14 protein-coding genes are annotated in these 18,210 nt (G+C 47.7%); 8 read left to right on the forward strand and 6 right to left on the reverse strand.

Annotation, left to right across the window (positions count from 1 at the left end):
- Positions 1-264 precede the first annotated feature (264 nt).
- The 3 genes from ACQRBJ_RS04010 (at position 265) to ACQRBJ_RS04020 (ending at position 3,874) form a co-directional block, all read left to right on the forward strand.
- On the forward strand, positions 265-1,629 hold the full coding sequence (locus tag ACQRBJ_RS04010; RefSeq protein ID WP_445302913.1) for a sigma-54-dependent transcriptional regulator: 1,365 nt from the start codon (positions 265-267) through the stop codon (positions 1,627-1,629).
- A gap of 45 nt (positions 1,630-1,674) precedes the next feature.
- Positions 1,675-3,003 carry a sensor histidine kinase gene (locus tag ACQRBJ_RS04015; protein ID WP_445302914.1) on the forward strand — a complete coding sequence of 443 codons (1,329 nt, stop codon included), beginning with the start codon at positions 1,675-1,677 and terminating at the stop codon, positions 3,001-3,003.
- 79 nt (positions 3,004-3,082) lie between these two features.
- A complete protein-coding gene (locus ACQRBJ_RS04020) occupies positions 3,083-3,874 on the forward strand; it encodes a Fic family protein (protein ID WP_445302915.1) in 792 nt (263 codons plus the stop codon).
- Positions 3,875-3,912: 38 nt separating this feature from the next.
- Here the strand turns inward: ACQRBJ_RS04020 and ACQRBJ_RS04025 are convergent, their stop codons facing one another.
- The 6 genes from ACQRBJ_RS04025 to ACQRBJ_RS04050 all read right to left on the reverse strand — a co-directional run bounded on the left by ACQRBJ_RS04025 (position 3,913) and on the right by ACQRBJ_RS04050 (position 13,065).
- Complete coding sequence (locus ACQRBJ_RS04025) at positions 3,913-4,593, reverse strand: ABC transporter ATP-binding protein (protein ID WP_445302916.1); 681 nt, start codon at positions 4,591-4,593, stop codon at positions 3,913-3,915.
- Positions 4,594-4,641: 48 nt separating this feature from the next.
- On the reverse strand, positions 4,642-7,026 hold the full coding sequence (locus ACQRBJ_RS04030; protein WP_445302917.1) for an ABC transporter permease: 2,385 nt from the start codon (positions 7,024-7,026) through the stop codon (positions 4,642-4,644).
- Positions 7,027-7,103: 77 nt separating this feature from the next.
- Entirely contained in the window at positions 7,104-8,357 is a 1,254-nt protein-coding gene (locus tag ACQRBJ_RS04035) for an efflux RND transporter periplasmic adaptor subunit (RefSeq protein ID WP_118416971.1), read from the reverse strand.
- Between the two features lie 56 nt (positions 8,358-8,413).
- Entirely contained in the window at positions 8,414-9,835 is a 1,422-nt protein-coding gene (locus ACQRBJ_RS04040; protein ID WP_445302918.1) for a TolC family protein, read from the reverse strand.
- Between the two features lie 175 nt (positions 9,836-10,010).
- The gene (locus tag ACQRBJ_RS04045) at positions 10,011-10,691 is read right to left on the reverse strand and encodes an ABC transporter ATP-binding protein (RefSeq protein ID WP_118311189.1); all 681 of its coding nucleotides are present in this window, start codon (positions 10,689-10,691) and stop codon (positions 10,011-10,013) included.
- Positions 10,692-10,722: 31 nt separating this feature from the next.
- Entirely contained in the window at positions 10,723-13,065 is a 2,343-nt protein-coding gene (locus ACQRBJ_RS04050; protein ID WP_445302919.1) for an ABC transporter permease, read from the reverse strand.
- A 240-nt stretch (positions 13,066-13,305) separates the two neighbouring features.
- On the opposite strand from ACQRBJ_RS04050, the gene ACQRBJ_RS04055 reads away from it, so the two are divergent.
- The 5 genes from ACQRBJ_RS04055 (at position 13,306) to ACQRBJ_RS04075 (ending at position 17,757) form a co-directional block, all read left to right on the forward strand.
- Positions 13,306-13,824: a DNA-binding response regulator gene (locus ACQRBJ_RS04055; protein ID WP_295346963.1), complete on the forward strand. Its 519-nt coding sequence runs from the start codon at positions 13,306-13,308 to the stop codon at positions 13,822-13,824.
- A 75-nt stretch (positions 13,825-13,899) separates the two neighbouring features.
- Positions 13,900-14,778, forward strand: a complete 879-nt coding sequence (locus ACQRBJ_RS04060; RefSeq protein ID WP_445302920.1) for a sensor histidine kinase — start codon at positions 13,900-13,902, stop codon at positions 14,776-14,778.
- Positions 14,779-14,932: 154 nt separating this feature from the next.
- Positions 14,933-15,124: a hypothetical protein gene (locus ACQRBJ_RS04065; RefSeq protein WP_217760640.1), complete on the forward strand. Its 192-nt coding sequence runs from the start codon at positions 14,933-14,935 to the stop codon at positions 15,122-15,124.
- Positions 15,125-15,259: 135 nt separating this feature from the next.
- Entirely contained in the window at positions 15,260-17,080 is a 1,821-nt protein-coding gene (gene argS, locus ACQRBJ_RS04070; RefSeq protein ID WP_441932982.1) for an arginine--tRNA ligase, read from the forward strand.
- A gap of 203 nt (positions 17,081-17,283) precedes the next feature.
- Positions 17,284-17,757, forward strand: a complete 474-nt coding sequence (locus ACQRBJ_RS04075) for an RNase H family protein (protein ID WP_295346960.1) — start codon at positions 17,284-17,286, stop codon at positions 17,755-17,757.
- Positions 17,758-18,210: the final 453 nt, after the last annotated feature.

The following is an 18,210-nucleotide window of genomic DNA, read 5'->3' on the forward strand; positions in this document are numbered from 1 at the left end:
GACTCAGTATAAGGGAAGTCGTTCTTTTCATCATTTTTCTTGTTTTTATGATTCTACTTTGTTCATAATACAACATCCCCCTGGAATCGGGTACGCCTATTAAAAAAATAATGTTGCAAAAGTACAAAAATAATCGGGAAACTTGCCATTTGTTTTCACCAAAAAATATTCTTCCTGCCACTTTTGGCGCCATTATCAGCATTTTTTCGTCTAATTATTAGACAATCATTACCCATTTCCGATGATATTTCGTAACTTTGCACCATGATTAAGAAACAAGGAACGATATTGATTGTTGATGACAACCGCAACATTCTTACTACAGTAAGGATGCTGCTGGAACCCATATTCGATGGCATCATCACCATCGCCAACCCTAACTCCATCCCAGCCAAGCTGAGAGAGGAGCATCCTGACGTGGTGCTGCTCGACATGAACTTCTCCAGCGGAATCAATTCGGGAAACGAGGGACTGTACTGGCTCAGGGAAATCAAGAGCCTCAGCCCGAAAACCGAAGTGGTGCTCTTTACCGCCTATGCCGACATCCAACTTGCCGTAACAGGCATCAAGGAAGGTGCCGCCGACTTCATCGTGAAGCCTTTTGAAAACGAGAAGATGATACGTACGCTGGTAGAGGCTAGGGATAAGAACAAGGCTGTGGATAACGTTATCAACAGAAATGGTGGAAAACCTGGTGGAAAAGATGCGCAAAGCGCTATGTATTGGGGAGATAGCGAAGTTATGAACAATTTGAGAAGTATTGTGGAAAAAGTTGCCGCAACCGATGCAAATATCCTCATTACGGGCGAAAACGGAACAGGTAAAGAGGTGTTAGCCAACGAGATACATCGTTTATCCACAAGATGTGGAAAAAAGATGCTGCCTGTGGATATGGGAGCCATTACGGAAACCCTTTTCGAGAGCGAACTCTTCGGTCATGTGAAGGGTGCTTTTACTGATGCCAAGGTGGATAAACCGGGCAAGTTTGAGCTTGCCGACGGCAGTACCATCTTCCTGGATGAGATAGGAAACCTATCCTATGGTCTTCAGGCAAAACTCCTTACCGCCCTGCAACGCAGAAGCATCGTAAGAGTGGGCGGAAGTAAGCAGATTCCCATCAACGTACGGCTGGTTTGCGCCACCAACCGCAACCTGCAGCAGATGGTAAACGATGGCGAATTCAGAGAGGATCTGCTCTATCGCATCAATACCATCCATCTGGAATTGCCTGCCCTGAAACAGAGAAAATCAGACATCGTTCCATTGGCAGAAAGATTCCTCCGTCAATATGGTGATTTATATAATAAGGAGAATCTCCGTCTTTCGGAAGAAGCTGAGAAAAAACTTACCAGTTTGCCTTGGTACGGCAACATCCGTGAACTTCAGCACGCCATCGAGAAAGCCGTGATTCTGTCTGATGGCGGAATGATTTCTGCCGAAGATATTGACGGCGGAAACCAGCAGAAAAGAGAGAAGCCCCTGGAAGAGGTTCAGACGCTCGACGAGATGGAGAGCCGAATGATAGAGAAAACCATCAGGGAATGTGAGGGAAACCTGTCAGTGGTAGCCGCAAGGTTAGGTATTTCCCGCCAGACGCTTTATAATAAGATTAAGCGATACGGGTTATGAATTTAGGCACGGATTACACAGATTACACGGATTTTTAGTTATCAGATGAATAGTCAGTTAGCAATCATCGTTTTATTGGTGATTTTGGTAGTTCTAGTAGCAGTCAACATCTGGCTCTACCGCCACTATCGCCGGAACATCAAGAAGGTAACCTTCCTTTTTGATGCGATAGATAATGGGGATTTCTCCTTCAACTTTCCTACGGAGAAGGGGTTTAAGGAGGATAAGATTCTGCACAAATCCCTCAACCGCATCAAGCTCTTCCTGCAACATACGAGAGAGGAGCAGATGGATCGGGAGAAATATTACGAGCAGATTCTGAATGCGGTGGATACGGGCATCCTGGTGGTGGATAGTCACGACAACATCCTGCAACATAATCAGGCAGCCCTCCGGTTGCTCGATACGGATGTGCTTACCCACATGAACCAGGTAAAAGAGAAACTGAAGGATGAACACCTGGCAAAGCATGAGACGCAAGCCATGCTGAAAGACAAGCACGTGCGCATCATCGCCCTGAGCGACGTGAGCCACGAGCTGAGCAATCAGGAGGTGGATTCTTGGATCAAACTGATTCGTGTGCTGACCCATGAAATCATGAATACCATCACGCCGGTTACTTCATTGAGCGAAACTCTGCTGAAAGAATTGGGCAGCAAGGAGTTGCTGATTGCAGATAACGAATCTGATGATTTACATTCTCCAGGCAAATTGATAAAGGTTTCAGAGAAGCCACAATCTGCTGAGCAAGCGAAGCTGAAGCAAGGCTTGAAAACCATCCACAAAACAGGAACCGAGCTGTTGGCTTTCGTCAACAACTATCGCCGCTTCACCCATGTTCCCCAGCCTCAGCCTGCTCTCTTCTATGTGAAGCCTTTCCTGGAAAGGATGGCGTTGCTCTGCAACCACGAAGTAGAGATAGAAGTTTCTCCCAAGGATTTGCTGGCTTATGCCGATGAGAGTCTCCTCTCTCACGTGGTAACGAATCTTCTGAAGAATGCCGTAGAAGCTTTCAAGGAAAAGGGAAAGTTATCTGCAGAAAGAAACAAGCAAGATGGAAATAAGCAGGGTAGGAACAAGCAGGAATGCCGCTCCGCGGATTTGCAATCCGCGGCAAGCAAGAAGGCATTTATCCGTCTCAAAGCCTACGCCAACGCCCAGGAATCCATCATCATCGACGTGAGCAACAACGCCGGTCTCATCCCCGAAGATGTAGCCTCCCATATTTTCATCCCGTTCTTCACCACGAAGCCGGAAGGAAGCGGAATCGGTCTTTCCCTCTCCCGCCAGATCATGCGAGTAACCGGCGGCAGCCTCTCGCTCTATCAGGACAAGGCGCAGGGAATCACCACCTTCCGCATCATCATCCCATAACATAAGCACTTTTTTTGAGAGAAAAGTTTGGTGTTTATCCATAAAAATCGTATCTTTGTCCCCACAAATACAGAAGATTATGGCATTCGAAAAGGAAATCAAGGAATACGAGGATTTGAGAGGAAAATATCAAACCCTTATCATCAATAAAATGGATAGAGAAGAGTACATCAAATATAATGAAGTACTCTTCTCTACCCATTCGTGCGCCATTGAAGGCAACTCATTCTCCGTAGATGATACCCGGGAACTGAAGGAGAAAGGTCTGGGGATGATTCCTGCCGGAAAGACTCTCTTCGAGGCTTTCGAAATGCTTGACCACTTCGAAGCCTTTGAGTACATGATGCAAAACACGCAGCATCCACTCGACGAGAATCTTCTGAAAGGAATCAACAGGCGGGTTACCAGCCATACACTTTCCTACCGTTCTCCAGAAGCCATTCCGGGCGAATACACCACCACAGACATGGCAGCAGGCGATACGGTATTTGGCGACCACGAAGAACTCATCGCCAGAGTTCCCAAGCTGTTGGAATCTACCGAAAAAGCCATCGTTTCGGCTGCCGTTCATCCCATGATTCTTGCCGCCCATTTTCATGGCTTCTACGAATATCTTCATCCGTTCCGTGATGGGAATGGAAGAACAGGACGACTCATCAGCAACTACATTCTCTTAAGATTGAATCATCCTCTCCTCATCATCCCATCCGAAGCCCGTCAGGAATACATTTCTGCCCTCCGCATGATTCGTACGGAAGCTACGGACGAACACCTCATCCGTTTCTTCTTCAAGATGGCAATACAGAGAATGGAAGAAGAGCTGAAGCAAAAAGAGGCCAACACCAAGCGATTTATGACATTTCTCTTCTAATGAAGCATAGCGTCATACGCTCAGAAGTGACAGAAGCACTAAAGCTGATTGCCCTCCGCTTCCACAATCTGTCCATCAAACAGGCGGATGGTGCGATGGGCTATCTTGGCATCATGCTCATTATGCGTTACCATGACGATGGTGGTGCCCTCGTGGTTCAGCTCGGTAAGCAGATGCATCACCTCGGCTCCATTCTTGGAATCGAGGTTACCCGTAGGCTCATCGGCAAGGATGAGCTTCGGACCGAAGACCACGGCACGGGCGATGGCTACCCGTTGCTGCTGACCACCTGATAGCTGGTGAGGGAAATGCTTGGCACGATGGCTGATGGCCATTCGCTTCATAATCGCCTGCACCTTTGCCTTGCGCTCTGCCTTCGGAATATTGAGGTAAGTAAGAGGAAGCTCGATGTTCTCCTCTACATTCAATTCATCTATCAGGTTGAAGCTCTGGAACACAAAACCGATTTCTCCCTTTCTCACATCCGTACGCTCCTTTTCCTTCAGGTTTGCCACCTCGTAATTACCCAGGAAATATTTTCCCGAAGTTGGGTTGTCGAGCAAACCGAGGATGTTGAGCAAGGTGGATTTGCCGCAACCGGATGGTCCCATAATGGCAACAAACTCGCCGTCTTCTACTGTGAAAGATACATTATTTAAAGCAATCGTCTCCACATCTTCTGTGCGGAAAGACTTGCAAAGATTCTCTATTTTAAGCATTTTCTTATCTTTTTACTTTTTTACCTTTTTACTTTTTTACTTTTAATTTTATTCATCCTTGAGATATTTCACCGGATTACTGTTAGCCACCTTATAGCAGTTGATGATGACGGAAAGCCCGATGATGACGAGCAAGATGATGGTAACGCCGATAAACAGCAAAGGCGTCATCGTAATCTTCTCGCTGAACGACATCAGCCATTGTCTGGCTATCAGCCAAGCCCCCAAGTCGCCCACGATGATGCAAGGCAAGGCAATCTTCATGATGTCCTTTAGGAAGATGCGAAGAATATCCTTCACCTTCGCTCCGTTTACCTTTCTGATCGCAATCTCCTTGCGGCGGCGGTTCACCTCATCACTCGTATAGCCCACCAATCCGAAGACGGCGATGATCATCGTCACGATGCCGGCAACCAAGATTCCGTTGCGGAAATTAAGCTGGGAAGCATACTGGTTAGCCAATTCAGAAGCATAACTCTTCACGATGACCTTATTGTTCGGATACATCGCCTGCACCTTCGATTGCAACTCCGACAACGATTCGTCCCTTAATTCATTAAACTTAACCAACATGTAGTAAGCCGTCTTGGCAGAATAGAAATACAAGTCAGGCAATCCATTCATTCCATCACCAGCGGTTTCCGCAGCACCCCAGCGAATATTCCTGCTCACGCCACAAATGGTAAAGATATTCTCATCATGTCCTGTACAGGTAATTTGCTTGCCAACTACGCCATCCTTCCAATGCCACGTTTTGATGAGTTTCTCAGCACCTCGTTCATCAATAATAACCTGTCGGCAACTGTCATTTCTTTCCGTAAAGAAAGAGCCCTGAACGATAGGAATATTCATCATCTTGAAGAAATTATCGTCCACTCCCGACATCTCCATGATATTAAAGGTATTTTTATCGTCGCCAGGTACTCCTACCATATTTCCACTACGATCATACCCATCGAGCGGAACATTAAAAGTCGAACTGCATTCCTTGACATTCGGCATTCGCCTGACTTCTGCCAGACATTGGTTGCGCTGGTCTCTATTGCTGGCATCTATCGAAACAATAGCCACATTATCGTAATCATACCCAGGATTGAGCCCCAACATCAGCTGGTATTGACCATTCACGATGTAAAGCAAACTGAACAGCAAACCAGAAATAACGAACTGGACACCCAACAAACCAAGTTTCCAACGGTTGCGATTCTCATTATAGCCACGGAAAGCGATGGCTACAGGAATCTTGTTGTAGAGCCAACCTGGCAACAAACCGCCAACCAACAGTACCAGAATACAGATTGCCACCAATATCCAACTGCCACGATTAAGCACCAACGTGCTTACCGGAGCAGAAAGGAAGTTTTCGATGGTTCCCTTGCAAAGGAATACAAGAACAGCCGCAAGAACAACCGCCAGTCCCACATGCACCAAAGCCTCAGAGAAAATGATGGCATGAATATTCTTCGATTCGGCACCATAGCACTTTCGGACAGCCATTTCGCGAGAACGACCCACGAGATTTCCCACGATGATGAGCAGATAGTTCATCACAGAAGTGAAGAGGAGGACAAAAGCGATAATTCCCATAATCCATCCCATCTTCTTGACATAAGGATCTTGGGTGTAAACATCGCTCAATACCGTGAAATCATAGTTCAGTTCTATTCCCATATTCTTCATCTCCTTCAAAGGGAAATGGTCCTCTCGCATCTTATTCACGTAAGGCTTGAGCTCTTTTGCCTCATGCCCCTTTGCCAACCGGATGTATGATGCATAGCTATCATTTCCCACCCATTGGCCTCTGTCATCGTAGGAATATACGTATGGCATACTACACATCGACAGAATCATCTGCGTACCATGAAAGGAAGAACCCCAGGGAAACGCTTCGAAAACACCATAGATGGTAAAAGTGGTTCCCGGATAATTAGAAAGCGTGAAATGCTTGCCTACAACATTGCCGCCAATCTTTGCTGCCGTTTCAGAATCGATGAGACAGGATAAGGGTTGGGATAAAATCTGTTTAGCCTTGCCTATCAATATCTTCTGTGGAAAGACATCGAAGAAACAACTATCTGCCATCCTAATATTGGCAGAAACGATGTTCTGGTCTTCCATCTTACATTGGGCATCATCATAAAAATAGTGAGTACTGGTAGCAGCTTCCACCATAGGCGCATATTGCTTTACACCTTGGGCGGTAGCTCCTGAAGTTTTGTTAAACTCCATGGTTTCGCCATGGTTACTGCCCACTTCCGAAATCTGATACGTCCTATCCCATCCTGGAAAGTACGTATCGTAAGTCTGCTCAAAATAAATCTCGGCAATAATTACCGAACTGATTGCCAATCCGAGCGCCAGACACAAAATCTTCACGAAGTTGTGCTGGCCCCTTCGAGGCAGATTCTTGAATGCGTTAATAATATGATTCATATCAATATCCTGTTTCAAGGGCGTTAGCCCAATTTATCACTAATCACTACTAGTTAATCATTACTAACTAATCACTACTAATTAAAAACTAATACATCATTATCCTTGTAGGCCTCATAGCCGCTAACGATAACCTGCTCACCCGGCTCCAAGCCTTCAATCACCTCATAATACTGAGGATTCTGGCGACCGATGGTGATCTTTCGGCGATAAGCCTTCTTGCCACTCTTGTCTAATACAAAAATCCATTGACCACCCGTTACACTATAAAACGTGCCTTTAGGGATGATTATTGCCTGCTTCGACTGACCGAGCTGCAAATCTACATAATAAGTCTGACCGGTTCGGATGTTGCCTGGGCGAACACCTTTGAAGATGAAGTCGATGCGGAATCTGCCATCTCTTACCTCGGGATAAACCTTGCGAACCTGCAGGAGATAATGCTTACCGTTCTGGTCGAAAGTGGCAGTAAGTCCCGGTTTTACCCGGTCGATGTAATGCTCATCCACCTGCGCCTGCACCTTGAAATCGCTGAGGTCGTTGATGACTCCAATCTTCTGTCCAGCCTGGATGCTCTGTCCCAGCTCCACATCTAGCAAGCCGATTTCACCCGAAATGGTGCTGCGGATGTTCAGCTTCTCCTTGCGCTGGCGAACCAGCTGCACATTCTTCTGCATGGCTTCCAGATTATCACCCATCTGATCCATCTGCGAACGGCGGAGCTGGGCATCCTTCTTCAATCGCTTACTGATGAGCGCATGCTTCTTGACGGCAAGGTCGTAATCTTCCTTAGCCTTCAGATACTCCTCGCGCGAATTGAGTTCTTCCTTGTGCAACGCCTCCTGATGCTGATAGGAACGGCGCTTGGTAATGACATCCTGCGAAAGCGACAGTTCCTCGTTGCTGTTGTTCAGACGGTCCTGCTCCATCGAAATCTGGGTGTTGCGAAGCATGTCCTGCTTTTCGGCAAGTTCGCTTTCGGCATTCAGAATCTCCAGGTCGAGATTCGAATTGCTCAGTTTCACGATTACATCGCCCTTGTTCACGTGGGCACCTTCATCCACCACTTTCTCCAGAACAATACCGCCTTCCTCGGAACTGATCTGTACCACGGAGATAGGAACCACCTGTCCATCCACCGAAACATAATCGTTGAACTGCGCCTTCTCTACGGTTCCGATGCTCAATCCCTTCCTGTCCACCTTCAGGGTGGAAGAGAAATTGCCCAATCCCAACCAAATGAGGACTGCGATCAAAACCGCTCCTCCGCCAATCCATGCCCAATACTTGCGAGGCACGAGATATTTTTTCTTTTCTATCTTTATATCCATAATTTAAGTGAAGAGTGAAGAACGAAAAGTGAAGAATTCACTTGCATTCTCCAGGTTTATTTAATTAAATTTTCTCCCTGATAATAAGCAACCAATCTCTGTTTGATGATAAGCAGCATCTGCATCTGGAGTTCCTTGATTCTGCTTTCCAGAAGCGTCTGGGCTGCGGTATGAAGATCGAAGGTGGAAAGCATTCCTTCCTCAAACTTCCGGCTCGACATGTGATAGGCGAGCGAATCGGAGGCCACCTTCTTCTGCATCTGATGCAACTCCTTGGCGTAACCCTCTGCATCCATTACCGCCTGGGCTATCTGGTCATGAAGCTTGCGACGGGTTTCCTCCAGGTTCACCTGCGCCAGTTGCCAGTCGTTGCGTGCCTTCTTCACGCTGTGCCATCGGTCGCTATTATAAATAGGTATGGAAAGGGTCAACGCGAGGTATTCGCCCCGGTTGTTGCGAAACTGCGAGGCAAACCCATCGTATTGCCCTTTCTGAGAGAGATTCTTATAATAGTTGGTAGAAATGCCGCCACCGAGAGAGAGTGATGGCAGCAATCTGCCTTTTGCTATCTTATAATCATATCGTGCCCGCTCCACTTCGTATTCTGCCGACTTCAAATCGGGAGAAATATGCTGGAAGCCCTGGTAAACGGTTTCGTAGTTTACAGGTAAGATTGACGTTTCTATTTTGTCAGTCCCCAGATTCTCTACCCCATTTGGTTCTACGCTCTGACTACCAGCTTCTTTCTCGCTTTCTTTCAGCATTCCTGATTCCAGGCTTTTCTTCTGAGTCTTCGTCAGAGCCGCCAATTTCAGTTCTTCATCCACCGGAAAATTCATCGCGGATTTCAAGGCGAGCAGACTCTGTTTTGCCACATTCTCCTGATGTGTAAGATTGTATTCATCTTCTGCCACCTGCGATTCCATCTGCACCACATCTGGGCGCCCTTTTTCACCCAGTTCATACAGTCGCTTCATCTTCGCCAGCATCCGCTTGCTTTCGTTCAGTTTCTCGCTTGCTATCTGAATGCTTGCCTCAGCATAGGCAGCATCCACATATTTCTGCATCACGTCGATGGCTCTATCGTCCTGAATCTTCTGCATCGCCGTGGCTGAATAATCCCGGCTCAGCTTAGCCTGCTTCAAGGCGTTGATGGTAGCGAAACCATCGAAGACATTCAGTTCGGCATAAAGCTGATAGTAATTGTTGAATGTCGTTACATTATTATAAGTATTGGTTTCCGGGTCGATGTTTCGTCCCCAGGCGTACTGTCCCTGTACGCCACCCGTAACGGTAGGCAGGAATCCAGCCACAGCATGCTGGTAATCCTGCTTGCGCTGGCGGGCATTCACCACCTCCCGCTTCACCTCCGTGGCGTGCTCCACGGCGTATTTCATACAGTCGTCAAGGCTCCAGCTCTGTGCTGAAGCGCCAGCCACCCAGACCAACCATCCTATCAATATTCCTATTCTTTTCATAATCTTCTTCATTTTGGTATGATTAGGACAAGAGCCGTGCCAAAACAGCATTTCTCCTAATAATCAGGCCATTAAATAAAAACCCTCATTAAACAAACTGTCCAACAATTAGACACCACCGTCTAATTGTTGGACAGTAAACCGCAGATCAAAGCTAATCATTCGAAACCAAAGATCAAAGCTGATCATTCATCGCATCCACCACTTGTCCATCAAACAGATTGATGATGCGACTGGCGTAGGTAGCATCGTGCTTGGAGTGCGTAACCATCACAATGGTGGTTCCCTCTTCGTTCAGCTCGCTGAGCAACTGCATCACCTCCATACCATTCTTGGAATCGAGGTTACCCGTAGGCTCATCGGCAAGGATGATGCTAGGCTTGCCCACCACGGCACGAGCTATCGCAACACGCTGCTGCTGACCGCCCGAAAGCTGATGAGGATAATGCTTGGCACGATGGCTCAGCTTCACCTTTCTCAGAATTTCGAGCACACGCTCCTTGCGCTCCGCCTTTCCCACTCCGAGGTATTTCAGCTGCAAATCCACATTTTCCTCAACGGTAAGTTCGTCGATGAGGTTGAAGTTCTGGAACACGAAGCCGATGCGACCCTTGCGATAGGCGGTACGCTCACGCTCCTTCAGATGACCCACTTCCTCGTTATTCAACCAATACTTGCCTTCCGTAGGACTATCCAGCAAGCCCAGGATGTTCAGCAAGGTTGACTTGCCGCATCCCGAAGGCCCCATGATGGCGATAAACTCGCCATCCTCTACTTCTATGTTTACGCCGTTCAGGGCGATGGTTTCCACCTCTTCCGTGCGGAATATTCTAGTTAAATTCTCTGTTCGTATCATCGTTAGAAATCTTTTTAAAGTTTATGACTCATTATTCAGCCTTGATGCTGTCTATCGGATTCGACATCGCCGTACGCAGGGTGCAGCCGATAACCGAAACAAAGGCTATCAATAAAGTAAAGATGGCACCAGCCAGCAACACCCACCAAGGGAAGGAGATGCGATGGACGAAATCCATGAGATAAGTCTGCATCAGCTTCACGCAGATAGGGATGGCGATGACCACAGCCACCAGCGAACTGACGAGGAATCTCTTAGCCAGTTGCCAAGCCGCATCCCCAATCGAAGCGCCCATCACCTTGCGGAGGGCAATCTGCCGCTTCTGCTGGTTGCCGTAATAAACCGACATTCCGAAGAGACCCAGGGCAGAAATCAGGATAGAGATGCTCATGAATGTGATGATGAGCACCATCATATTATGCTTGTCCTTGAGGTTATTCTTCAAAGTATCATCCATATACTCCACATCCATTTCCGTAGGAACACCCATCAGTTCCTTAGCCACCTGCTTGCAGGTATTCCTGATTGCCTGCAGCGCCTGGGCATGATCGCCACGGGTTTTCACCAGAACAGCCCATCCACCCTGCTGCGGGGTAATGACTCCAATGGCATTATGCTCCGTTTTCTCATTCTCGCTCAGCGCATCTCCACTATGATAATCGGCAATCACGCCGCACACCTCATATTCATGTTTACCATCCTTCATTCTCATTCCGAACCAAGGCTTGTGGGCAGAAACGCCATAGGCACGCTTCGCCTCTTCCGTTACCCAAATCTTGCCATAGGCTGGTTCGCAATACTGTTCAATCACCTTGAATCCCAACATCTTCATCGCCGTGGAATCTGCCATGAACATACGGAGCATTCCTATTACTTTTTCATTGTCATCATGCACGCCATTTCCCCAGCTTACAATAGGATTGGCGTTGCCGTAAGTGGCCTCTTCCACCTCAGGAAGCGCTTTCAGACGGTTCCTGAGGATAGCCATCTTCTCCGGCGAACCATCCAAAGAAGAATAGATGTAAACAATATCCTTCGTCTGATAACCCAAGGGCAAATCGGCAAGATGCTTCATCTGGAGCATCATCGTTATCGCCATGACTACCAGCGTGATGCTGATGACGTTCTGGGCTACGATAAATATCTTGCTGAACCACATCTTGCTGCGCATGCGGATGGTTCCCTTCACCACATCTATCGGATTGAAACGGGAAACCACGATAGCAGGAAGGATTCCCGCAAAGATGGAAATGATGACGTAAGCCAACGGCAGGAACCACAGAAGGTCGAAGGAATGGAACAGGTCGATTTTCGTATCCAACATAGAATTGAACAACGGGATGAATGCCCAGGAAATCAACAAGCCCAACAGGAAGCAGACTGCCGTGAAGAGCGCCGACTCCTTGAGATAGCGCAGCATCACGCCCTCTACCGATTCGCCCAGCAGCCTTCGGGTAGCCATCTCCTTCGCACGGTTGCCAATCTGAGCCACCGTAAGATTGATGTAATTAAACAAGGCTGAGAGCAGCAGGACCAGCGCCACGACCAGGAGGATATTCACGAGAGTACGATTGCCATGCTTGAAAATATCGACACTATCAGTTGTAAAATGAATCTGGTCCCATCTCATAAACTGGCAGCCCCACATGAAGTTGACTCCATCCGATTCCTTTTTCCAATCTTTCCAATAGTTTATGTATTTGCCGAGCAAGGTCTGTCTCACCTTTTTGGGGTCGGCTTCCTTTGCCAGTCGCGCCACCGTAGTGCAGGAGCCAAATTGATCCATCGCCTGAGCCTTAGCTTCTATCAGTTTCATCGACACGAAAATATCGTATGGGTTAAGAAGGTCCTCACGGTCGAAATCCTCCATGATTCCCACCACCTTGAGTTGCAGCTTACCGCATTGGATGGTACGGCCGATAGGATTGGCGTTGCCGAAGGCTTTCTTGGCAAAAGATTCCGAAACCATTGCCTGATGAGCATCCGAAAGGAGATGATCAGGCGCACAACCACGGCATTTGTAACCCATGAACTGGGAGAAGTTCGGGTCGATAGCCAGATATTTTGCCTCATAATACTGTCCATCTATCAGGGCTCCCTGCGGAGCATAATATTCACCAAATCTTGTCCATCCCTTGATTTCCGGGATGGAAGGAAAGAATTCCTTGGCTGTGCCCCAGGTCATTCCGAGATAATCGCCGGAACCTGCAACATAGAGTTCCTTCGCCAGTTTCTGATTCGTTCCCACACGGTACTCTGCAGTAGCGTAGGAAACGAGAATCAGCACAAAAGCCAGTGCCACCGAGAGGCCCAAGGCCTCTATGGTGGCATAAAGCTTGTTGCGTGATAAGAATTTCACATAACTTTTCATCATATACTCATTTATTTTTTGTTTCACTTAAATCAAACGATAAAGGAAGAATGCCATCTCCCTGTTTTCGTTAGCTGCTGCAAAGTTACGGCTTCTCCCGTTTTCTGCCAAGATTTCCGCCAGCCCGAAAGGTGGATTGTATGAATTTCATACACTCTATTGTATGATTATCACACAACAATCCCGTTTTTGTTTGTCGTTTCGGGAAAAAAGCGTACTTTTGCAAACAAAAAAATAAAAGAAATGAAATACGGAACCCTTCTTGTCATCGACGATAATCCGTCGATACTCACGGCGCTGAAGATCTGTCTGAGCAATACGTTCGAACGGATCCTCACCCTTTCTCGCCCCGATACCGCCCCCACGCTGCTGCAACAGGAGCAGGTAGATCTCATCCTACTCGACATGAACTTCTCGCTCGGCGTAAACAGCGGACAGGACGGTTTGCTCTGGCTCCGCACCTTCCGCCGGCTCCACGCCCACATCCCCGTGGTGCTCATCACCGCCTTTGCCGACGTGCAGCTTGCCATCAAGGGATTGAAAAGCGGAGCCGCCGATTTCGTCACCAAGCCCTGGGATAATGACGAACTCATCAGAACCCTAAAAGATGCCATCGACAACAATACGGAAGTGGCAACCTTGGAAAATTTCGAGAACGATTACATCCGGAAGGTAGTGGATAAATGCCACGGCAACATCTCGCGTGCAGCCGAAATGCTCGGAATTACCCGACAAACCCTCTACGCAAAACTGAAGAGATGACTTTTGGAAAGGGAAGTTAAAGAAGTTAAGAGAAGTTAGGGGGAAGTTAAGAGACAAATGTATTAGAGCAATTTTATGGTTATTATCAAGATTATATATTTAATAGGTGGAATCTGCCTCATCCTGGGCGGCCTCATCTATCTGTTCTTTCGCCATCAGCGAAGGCTGAAGGCTCGTGCCTTCCTGATGCGTGAGGCTGTAAGAAATGGCGATTACGCCTTCCGCCTACCCACTTCGGGCTTGCTTCCAGGCGAAAGAGCTTTGCAGCAGGCACTCAACGACATGCAGGGCGATATTGCCCGCCTCGTAGCCAGACACGAAGTGGAATCCTGGCAAAAGCTGACCCATGTACTCACCCACGAAATCATGAACGCCACGGCTCCCATCTCCAGCATCTGCCAGGCTTATCTCAGCAACCCGCAGATCAAGGGAAGCGAATACGAAGAAGGCATTCAGGCGATTCACGACACCAGCAAGTCGCTCACCAACTTCGTGGATAGCTACCGCAAGCTCACCCAGCTTCAGGCTCCCGTCGTAGAACCCCTTCCGCTCGCCTCTTTCCTGGAGAGCATCAAGGCGCTCTATCCCGACCTCAGCTGGCACCTTTCCCTCCCTCAGAATGCCACGCTGGAGGCCGACCGCAACATGCTGCGACAGGTATTCATCAATCTTACCAAGAATGCCATCGAAGCCCATGCCACCGACATCGACGTCCGCATGAGCCAAAACGAGCGTCCTGTCCTGCTGTTCAGCAACAATGGTGCCCCCATCCCTGCCGATGTGGCACGGGAAATCTTCATCCCATTCTTCACCACCAAATCATCCGGAACGGGAATCGGACTATCTCTCTCCCGCCAGATGCTGATGATGCAGAACATCGAACTGGGACTATCCGACAACAGTCTCTCCGGCTACCATGTTACATTCTATCTGGAAAAGCAAGACAACAGCTAACGCTCCTGCCGTTTCACATTTCAAATACGTGAAAATTTAAAACTTTTCTATATTCTCCGAAAGAAAATGACAAAAAGTTTGGAGTTTTCGAAAAAAAACATTACCTTTGTCACCATCAAAAAGACAAAATGAACAACGAAACAACATAAAAATTATGATGACAATCGAAGAATACAGAGCAGCCATCTTACAGGCATTGCTCGATGCAAAGAATGAGGACGGAACGTCAGCCATCACTCCTAAGGAAGCCCAGGAAGCACTCAACGGTTTTACCGATGATGAGCTGCAGGACGGAATCCTTTGGAATTCACCGGAAGACGTGGCCGAAATTATCCTCGAAGGATAAAGAAAATATCGCTTTTCTTTGCACAATCCAATTATTATTTGTAATTTTGCAGCCGCTTAGACAACAAGGGGATGCAAATGACCCTTGAGCGGGCATAAAGAAAAGATATTTACCGGTAAAAAAGATATAAAGATAATGAAGATAGAAAACGAAATCATCAGCTCTGTCATCGCGGCGGTGAAGGAGCTTTATGGTCAGGACGTACCTGAAAAGATGGTAGCCCTGCAGAAGACCAAGAGTAATTTCGAAGGTAACCTTACCCTCGTCGTATTCCCATTCCTCAAAATGTCTAAGAAGACTCCTGAGAGAACTGCACTCGAGATTGGTGACTACCTGAAGGAGAACTGCGCTAACGTCATCGCAGACTTCAATGTAGTAAAGGGTTTCCTCAACCTTTCTATCGCTCCTGCCGCTTGGGTAGGACTCTTGAACACCATCAACGCTGACCCTAAGTTCGGCGAGAAGCCTGTTACAGAGAATAGCCCGCTCGTCATGATCGAGTACTCTTCTCCTAACACCAACAAGCCTCTCCACCTCGGTCACGTGCGCAACAACCTCCTCGGCTGGTCTCTGGCTCAGATCATGGAGGCTAACGGCAACAAGGTAATCAAGACAAACATCGTTAACGACCGTGGTATCCACATCTGTAAGTCAATGCTCGCTTGGCTCAAGTGGGGCAATGGTGAAACTCCTGAAACTTCCGGCAAGAAGGGCGACCACCTCATCGGCGACTACTATGTAGCCTTCGACAAGCACTATCGTGAGGAAATCGCAGAGCTCAAGGCTCAGTACATGAAGGAGGGTATGGACGAGGAAGCTGCCACAGAGAAGGCAAAGGCAGAGGCTCCGCTGATTAAGGAGGCTCACGAGATGCTCGTGAAGTGGGAGAACAACGACCCAGAGGTCCGTGCACTTTGGCAGAAGATGAACAGCTGGGTTTACGCTGGCTTCGATGAGACTTACAAGATGATGGGTGTAAGTTTCGACAAGATATATTATGAGTCAAATACTTACCTCGAAGGTAAGAAGAAAGTAGAGGAAGGCTTGGAGAAGGGTCTCTTCTTCCGCAAGGACGATAACTCTGTGTGGGCAGACCTCACCAACGAGGGTCTCGACCAGAAGCTCCTGCTCCGTTCTGACGGCACTTCTGTCTATATGACTCAGGACATCGGTACAGCCGACCTCCGTTTCAAGGACTTCCCTATCGACAAGATGATCTACGTAGTAGGTAACGAGCAGAACTACCACTTCCAGGTACTCTCTATCCTGCTCGACCGTCTCGGCTTCAAGTGGGGCAAGGACTTGGTTCACTTCTCTTACGGTATGGTAGAGTTGCCTAACGGTAAGATGAAGAGCCGCGAGGGAACCGTAGTAGATGCTGATGACCTGATGGCAGAGATGATCAAGGATGCTCGCCAGACAAGTGATGAGCTTGGCAAGTTCAAGGACATGAGCGAGGAAGAGCGCCAGGAGATTTCACGCATCGTGGGTCTTGGAGCGTTGAAGTACTTCATCCTCAAGGTAGATGCCCGCAAGAACATGCTCTTCAACCCAGAAGAGAGTATCGACTTCAACGGCAATACAGGTCCTTTCATCCAGTACACCTACGCTCGTATCCGCAGCATCATGCGCAAGGCTGCTGCCGAGGGTATCGAGTTTCCTGCAGAGTTGGGCGCAGATGCTCCTATCAACGAGAAGGAGATCGACCTCATCCAGAAGATGAATGACTTCGCTGTAGCCGTAGCTGATGCCGGCAACAACTATAACCCTGGCGGTATTGCCAACTACTGCTACGAGCTGACCAAGGAATTCAACCAGTTCTACCACGACTACAGCATCCTGAATGCTGAGAGCGAGGCAGAGAAGATTACCCGCCTGGTTCTCGCAGCCAATGTTGCCAAGATTCTGAAGAACGGTATGGCTCTGCTCGGCATCGAGGTTCCAGAAAGAATGTAATTTTTACATAAGATATTATAACCTACAATCGAATAATGACTATTGACAGATAATGAGCAGCCCCAGAGCCAGACTCTGGGGATTGCTCATTTCACATTTATAGAGGTTCGTATACTTCTATAGATATAAAAGTCCAAAAAAATTATTTATAAAGACCATTATTCTCCAAAATTCATCAACCAAGCAACAAAAATCAGAAAAATATGAGTAATATGCCCGTCAATCCTCCTTCGTGGAGAAACGATACAGTTCTCCCTCTACCCAATGAAGTTACGGCGAATGCCTGGGCTGTAGATGCAGCCTGTTCCGGCAATCCGGGTCCGATGGAATACCAATGCATCGACCTTCAGACCGGCGCCCAGGTTTTCCACTATGGTCCTATCCACGGCACCAACAACATCGGCGAGTTCCTCGCCATCGTCCACGCCCTCGCCCTGATGGCACAGAAGGGCATTACCGACAAGGTAATCTATAGCGACAGCGTGAATGCCCAGCTCTGGGTAAGCAAGAAGCAATGCAAGACCAAACTGGAGCGCACTCCTCAGACCGAGCAGCTCTATCAGGTCATCGCCCGTGCCGAGAATTGGCTCCGCACCCACCCCGTCACCGTTCCTATCTTTAAATGGGAAACGAAGAAGTGGGGCGAGATTCCTGCCGATTTCGGAAGAAAAGGATAAAAACGCAATCTCAAATACACTCTTCACCCTTCACCTTTCATGCATAAACCCCTATCACTCAATAGTTTCGGCGGGTGAAGAGTTACGCAGACCCTTCACCACCCTTCACCCACTCTTCACCTTCTAATTTTTCCAGTTTTTTCGCATAAAAGCAAAATTTTCCAAGGGTGAAGAGTGGGTGAAGGGTGGTGAAGAGTTAAGAGCACTCTTCACCCTCATAACATTCTAATTCACAACAAATTACACCCAAAAGGTGAAGGGTGAAGAGTAAAAGCGAGAGTAGAATTTTGACGACTGTGCTTGATTACCAAAGGCATCTTCTTCCTAAAAAAACGAGGCGATACATCGTTTCGTGCCTCGTCATGGCATAATGTTGCCCTGGTAGGGGGCAACATTATGCCATAGTCAGGCAATAAATGAAAAAAGGCTTAAATAAGCAGCAATGGAAGCCAC

Origin of the sequence: Prevotella sp. SGI.167, assembly GCF_050313615.1 — a bacterium.
In the GTDB taxonomy this organism is placed as follows: domain Bacteria; phylum Bacteroidota; class Bacteroidia; order Bacteroidales; family Bacteroidaceae; genus Prevotella.

Excerpts from the sequence above, each read along its gene's own strand:
- ACQRBJ_RS04065 (WP_217760640.1), top strand. The coding sequence starts at position 14,933 with ATGATGACAATCGAAGAATACAGAGCAGCCATCTTACAGGCATTGCTC.
- ACQRBJ_RS04040 (WP_445302918.1), bottom strand. The coding sequence starts at position 9,835 with ATGAAAAGAATAGGAATATTGATAGGATGGTTGGTCTGGGTGGCTGGC.
- argS (WP_441932982.1), top strand. The coding sequence starts at position 15,260 with ATGAAGATAGAAAACGAAATCATCAGCTCTGTCATCGCGGCGGTGAAG.
- ACQRBJ_RS04060 (WP_445302920.1), top strand. The coding sequence starts at position 13,900 with ATGGTTATTATCAAGATTATATATTTAATAGGTGGAATCTGCCTCATC.
- ACQRBJ_RS04045 (WP_118311189.1), bottom strand. The coding sequence starts at position 10,691 with ATGATACGAACAGAGAATTTAACTAGAATATTCCGCACGGAAGAGGTG.
- ACQRBJ_RS04020 (WP_445302915.1), top strand. The coding sequence starts at position 3,083 with ATGGCATTCGAAAAGGAAATCAAGGAATACGAGGATTTGAGAGGAAAA.
- ACQRBJ_RS04035 (WP_118416971.1), bottom strand. The coding sequence starts at position 8,357 with ATGGATATAAAGATAGAAAAGAAAAAATATCTCGTGCCTCGCAAGTAT.
- ACQRBJ_RS04075 (WP_295346960.1), top strand. The coding sequence starts at position 17,284 with ATGAGTAATATGCCCGTCAATCCTCCTTCGTGGAGAAACGATACAGTT.
- ACQRBJ_RS04010 (WP_445302913.1), top strand. The coding sequence starts at position 265 with ATGATTAAGAAACAAGGAACGATATTGATTGTTGATGACAACCGCAAC.
- ACQRBJ_RS04055 (WP_295346963.1), top strand. The coding sequence starts at position 13,306 with ATGAAATACGGAACCCTTCTTGTCATCGACGATAATCCGTCGATACTC.
- ACQRBJ_RS04025 (WP_445302916.1), bottom strand. The coding sequence starts at position 4,593 with ATGCTTAAAATAGAGAATCTTTGCAAGTCTTTCCGCACAGAAGATGTG.
- ACQRBJ_RS04050 (WP_445302919.1), bottom strand. The coding sequence starts at position 13,065 with ATGATGAAAAGTTATGTGAAATTCTTATCACGCAACAAGCTTTATGCC.
- ACQRBJ_RS04015 (WP_445302914.1), top strand. The coding sequence starts at position 1,675 with ATGAATAGTCAGTTAGCAATCATCGTTTTATTGGTGATTTTGGTAGTT.
- ACQRBJ_RS04030 (WP_445302917.1), bottom strand. The coding sequence starts at position 7,026 with ATGAATCATATTATTAACGCATTCAAGAATCTGCCTCGAAGGGGCCAG.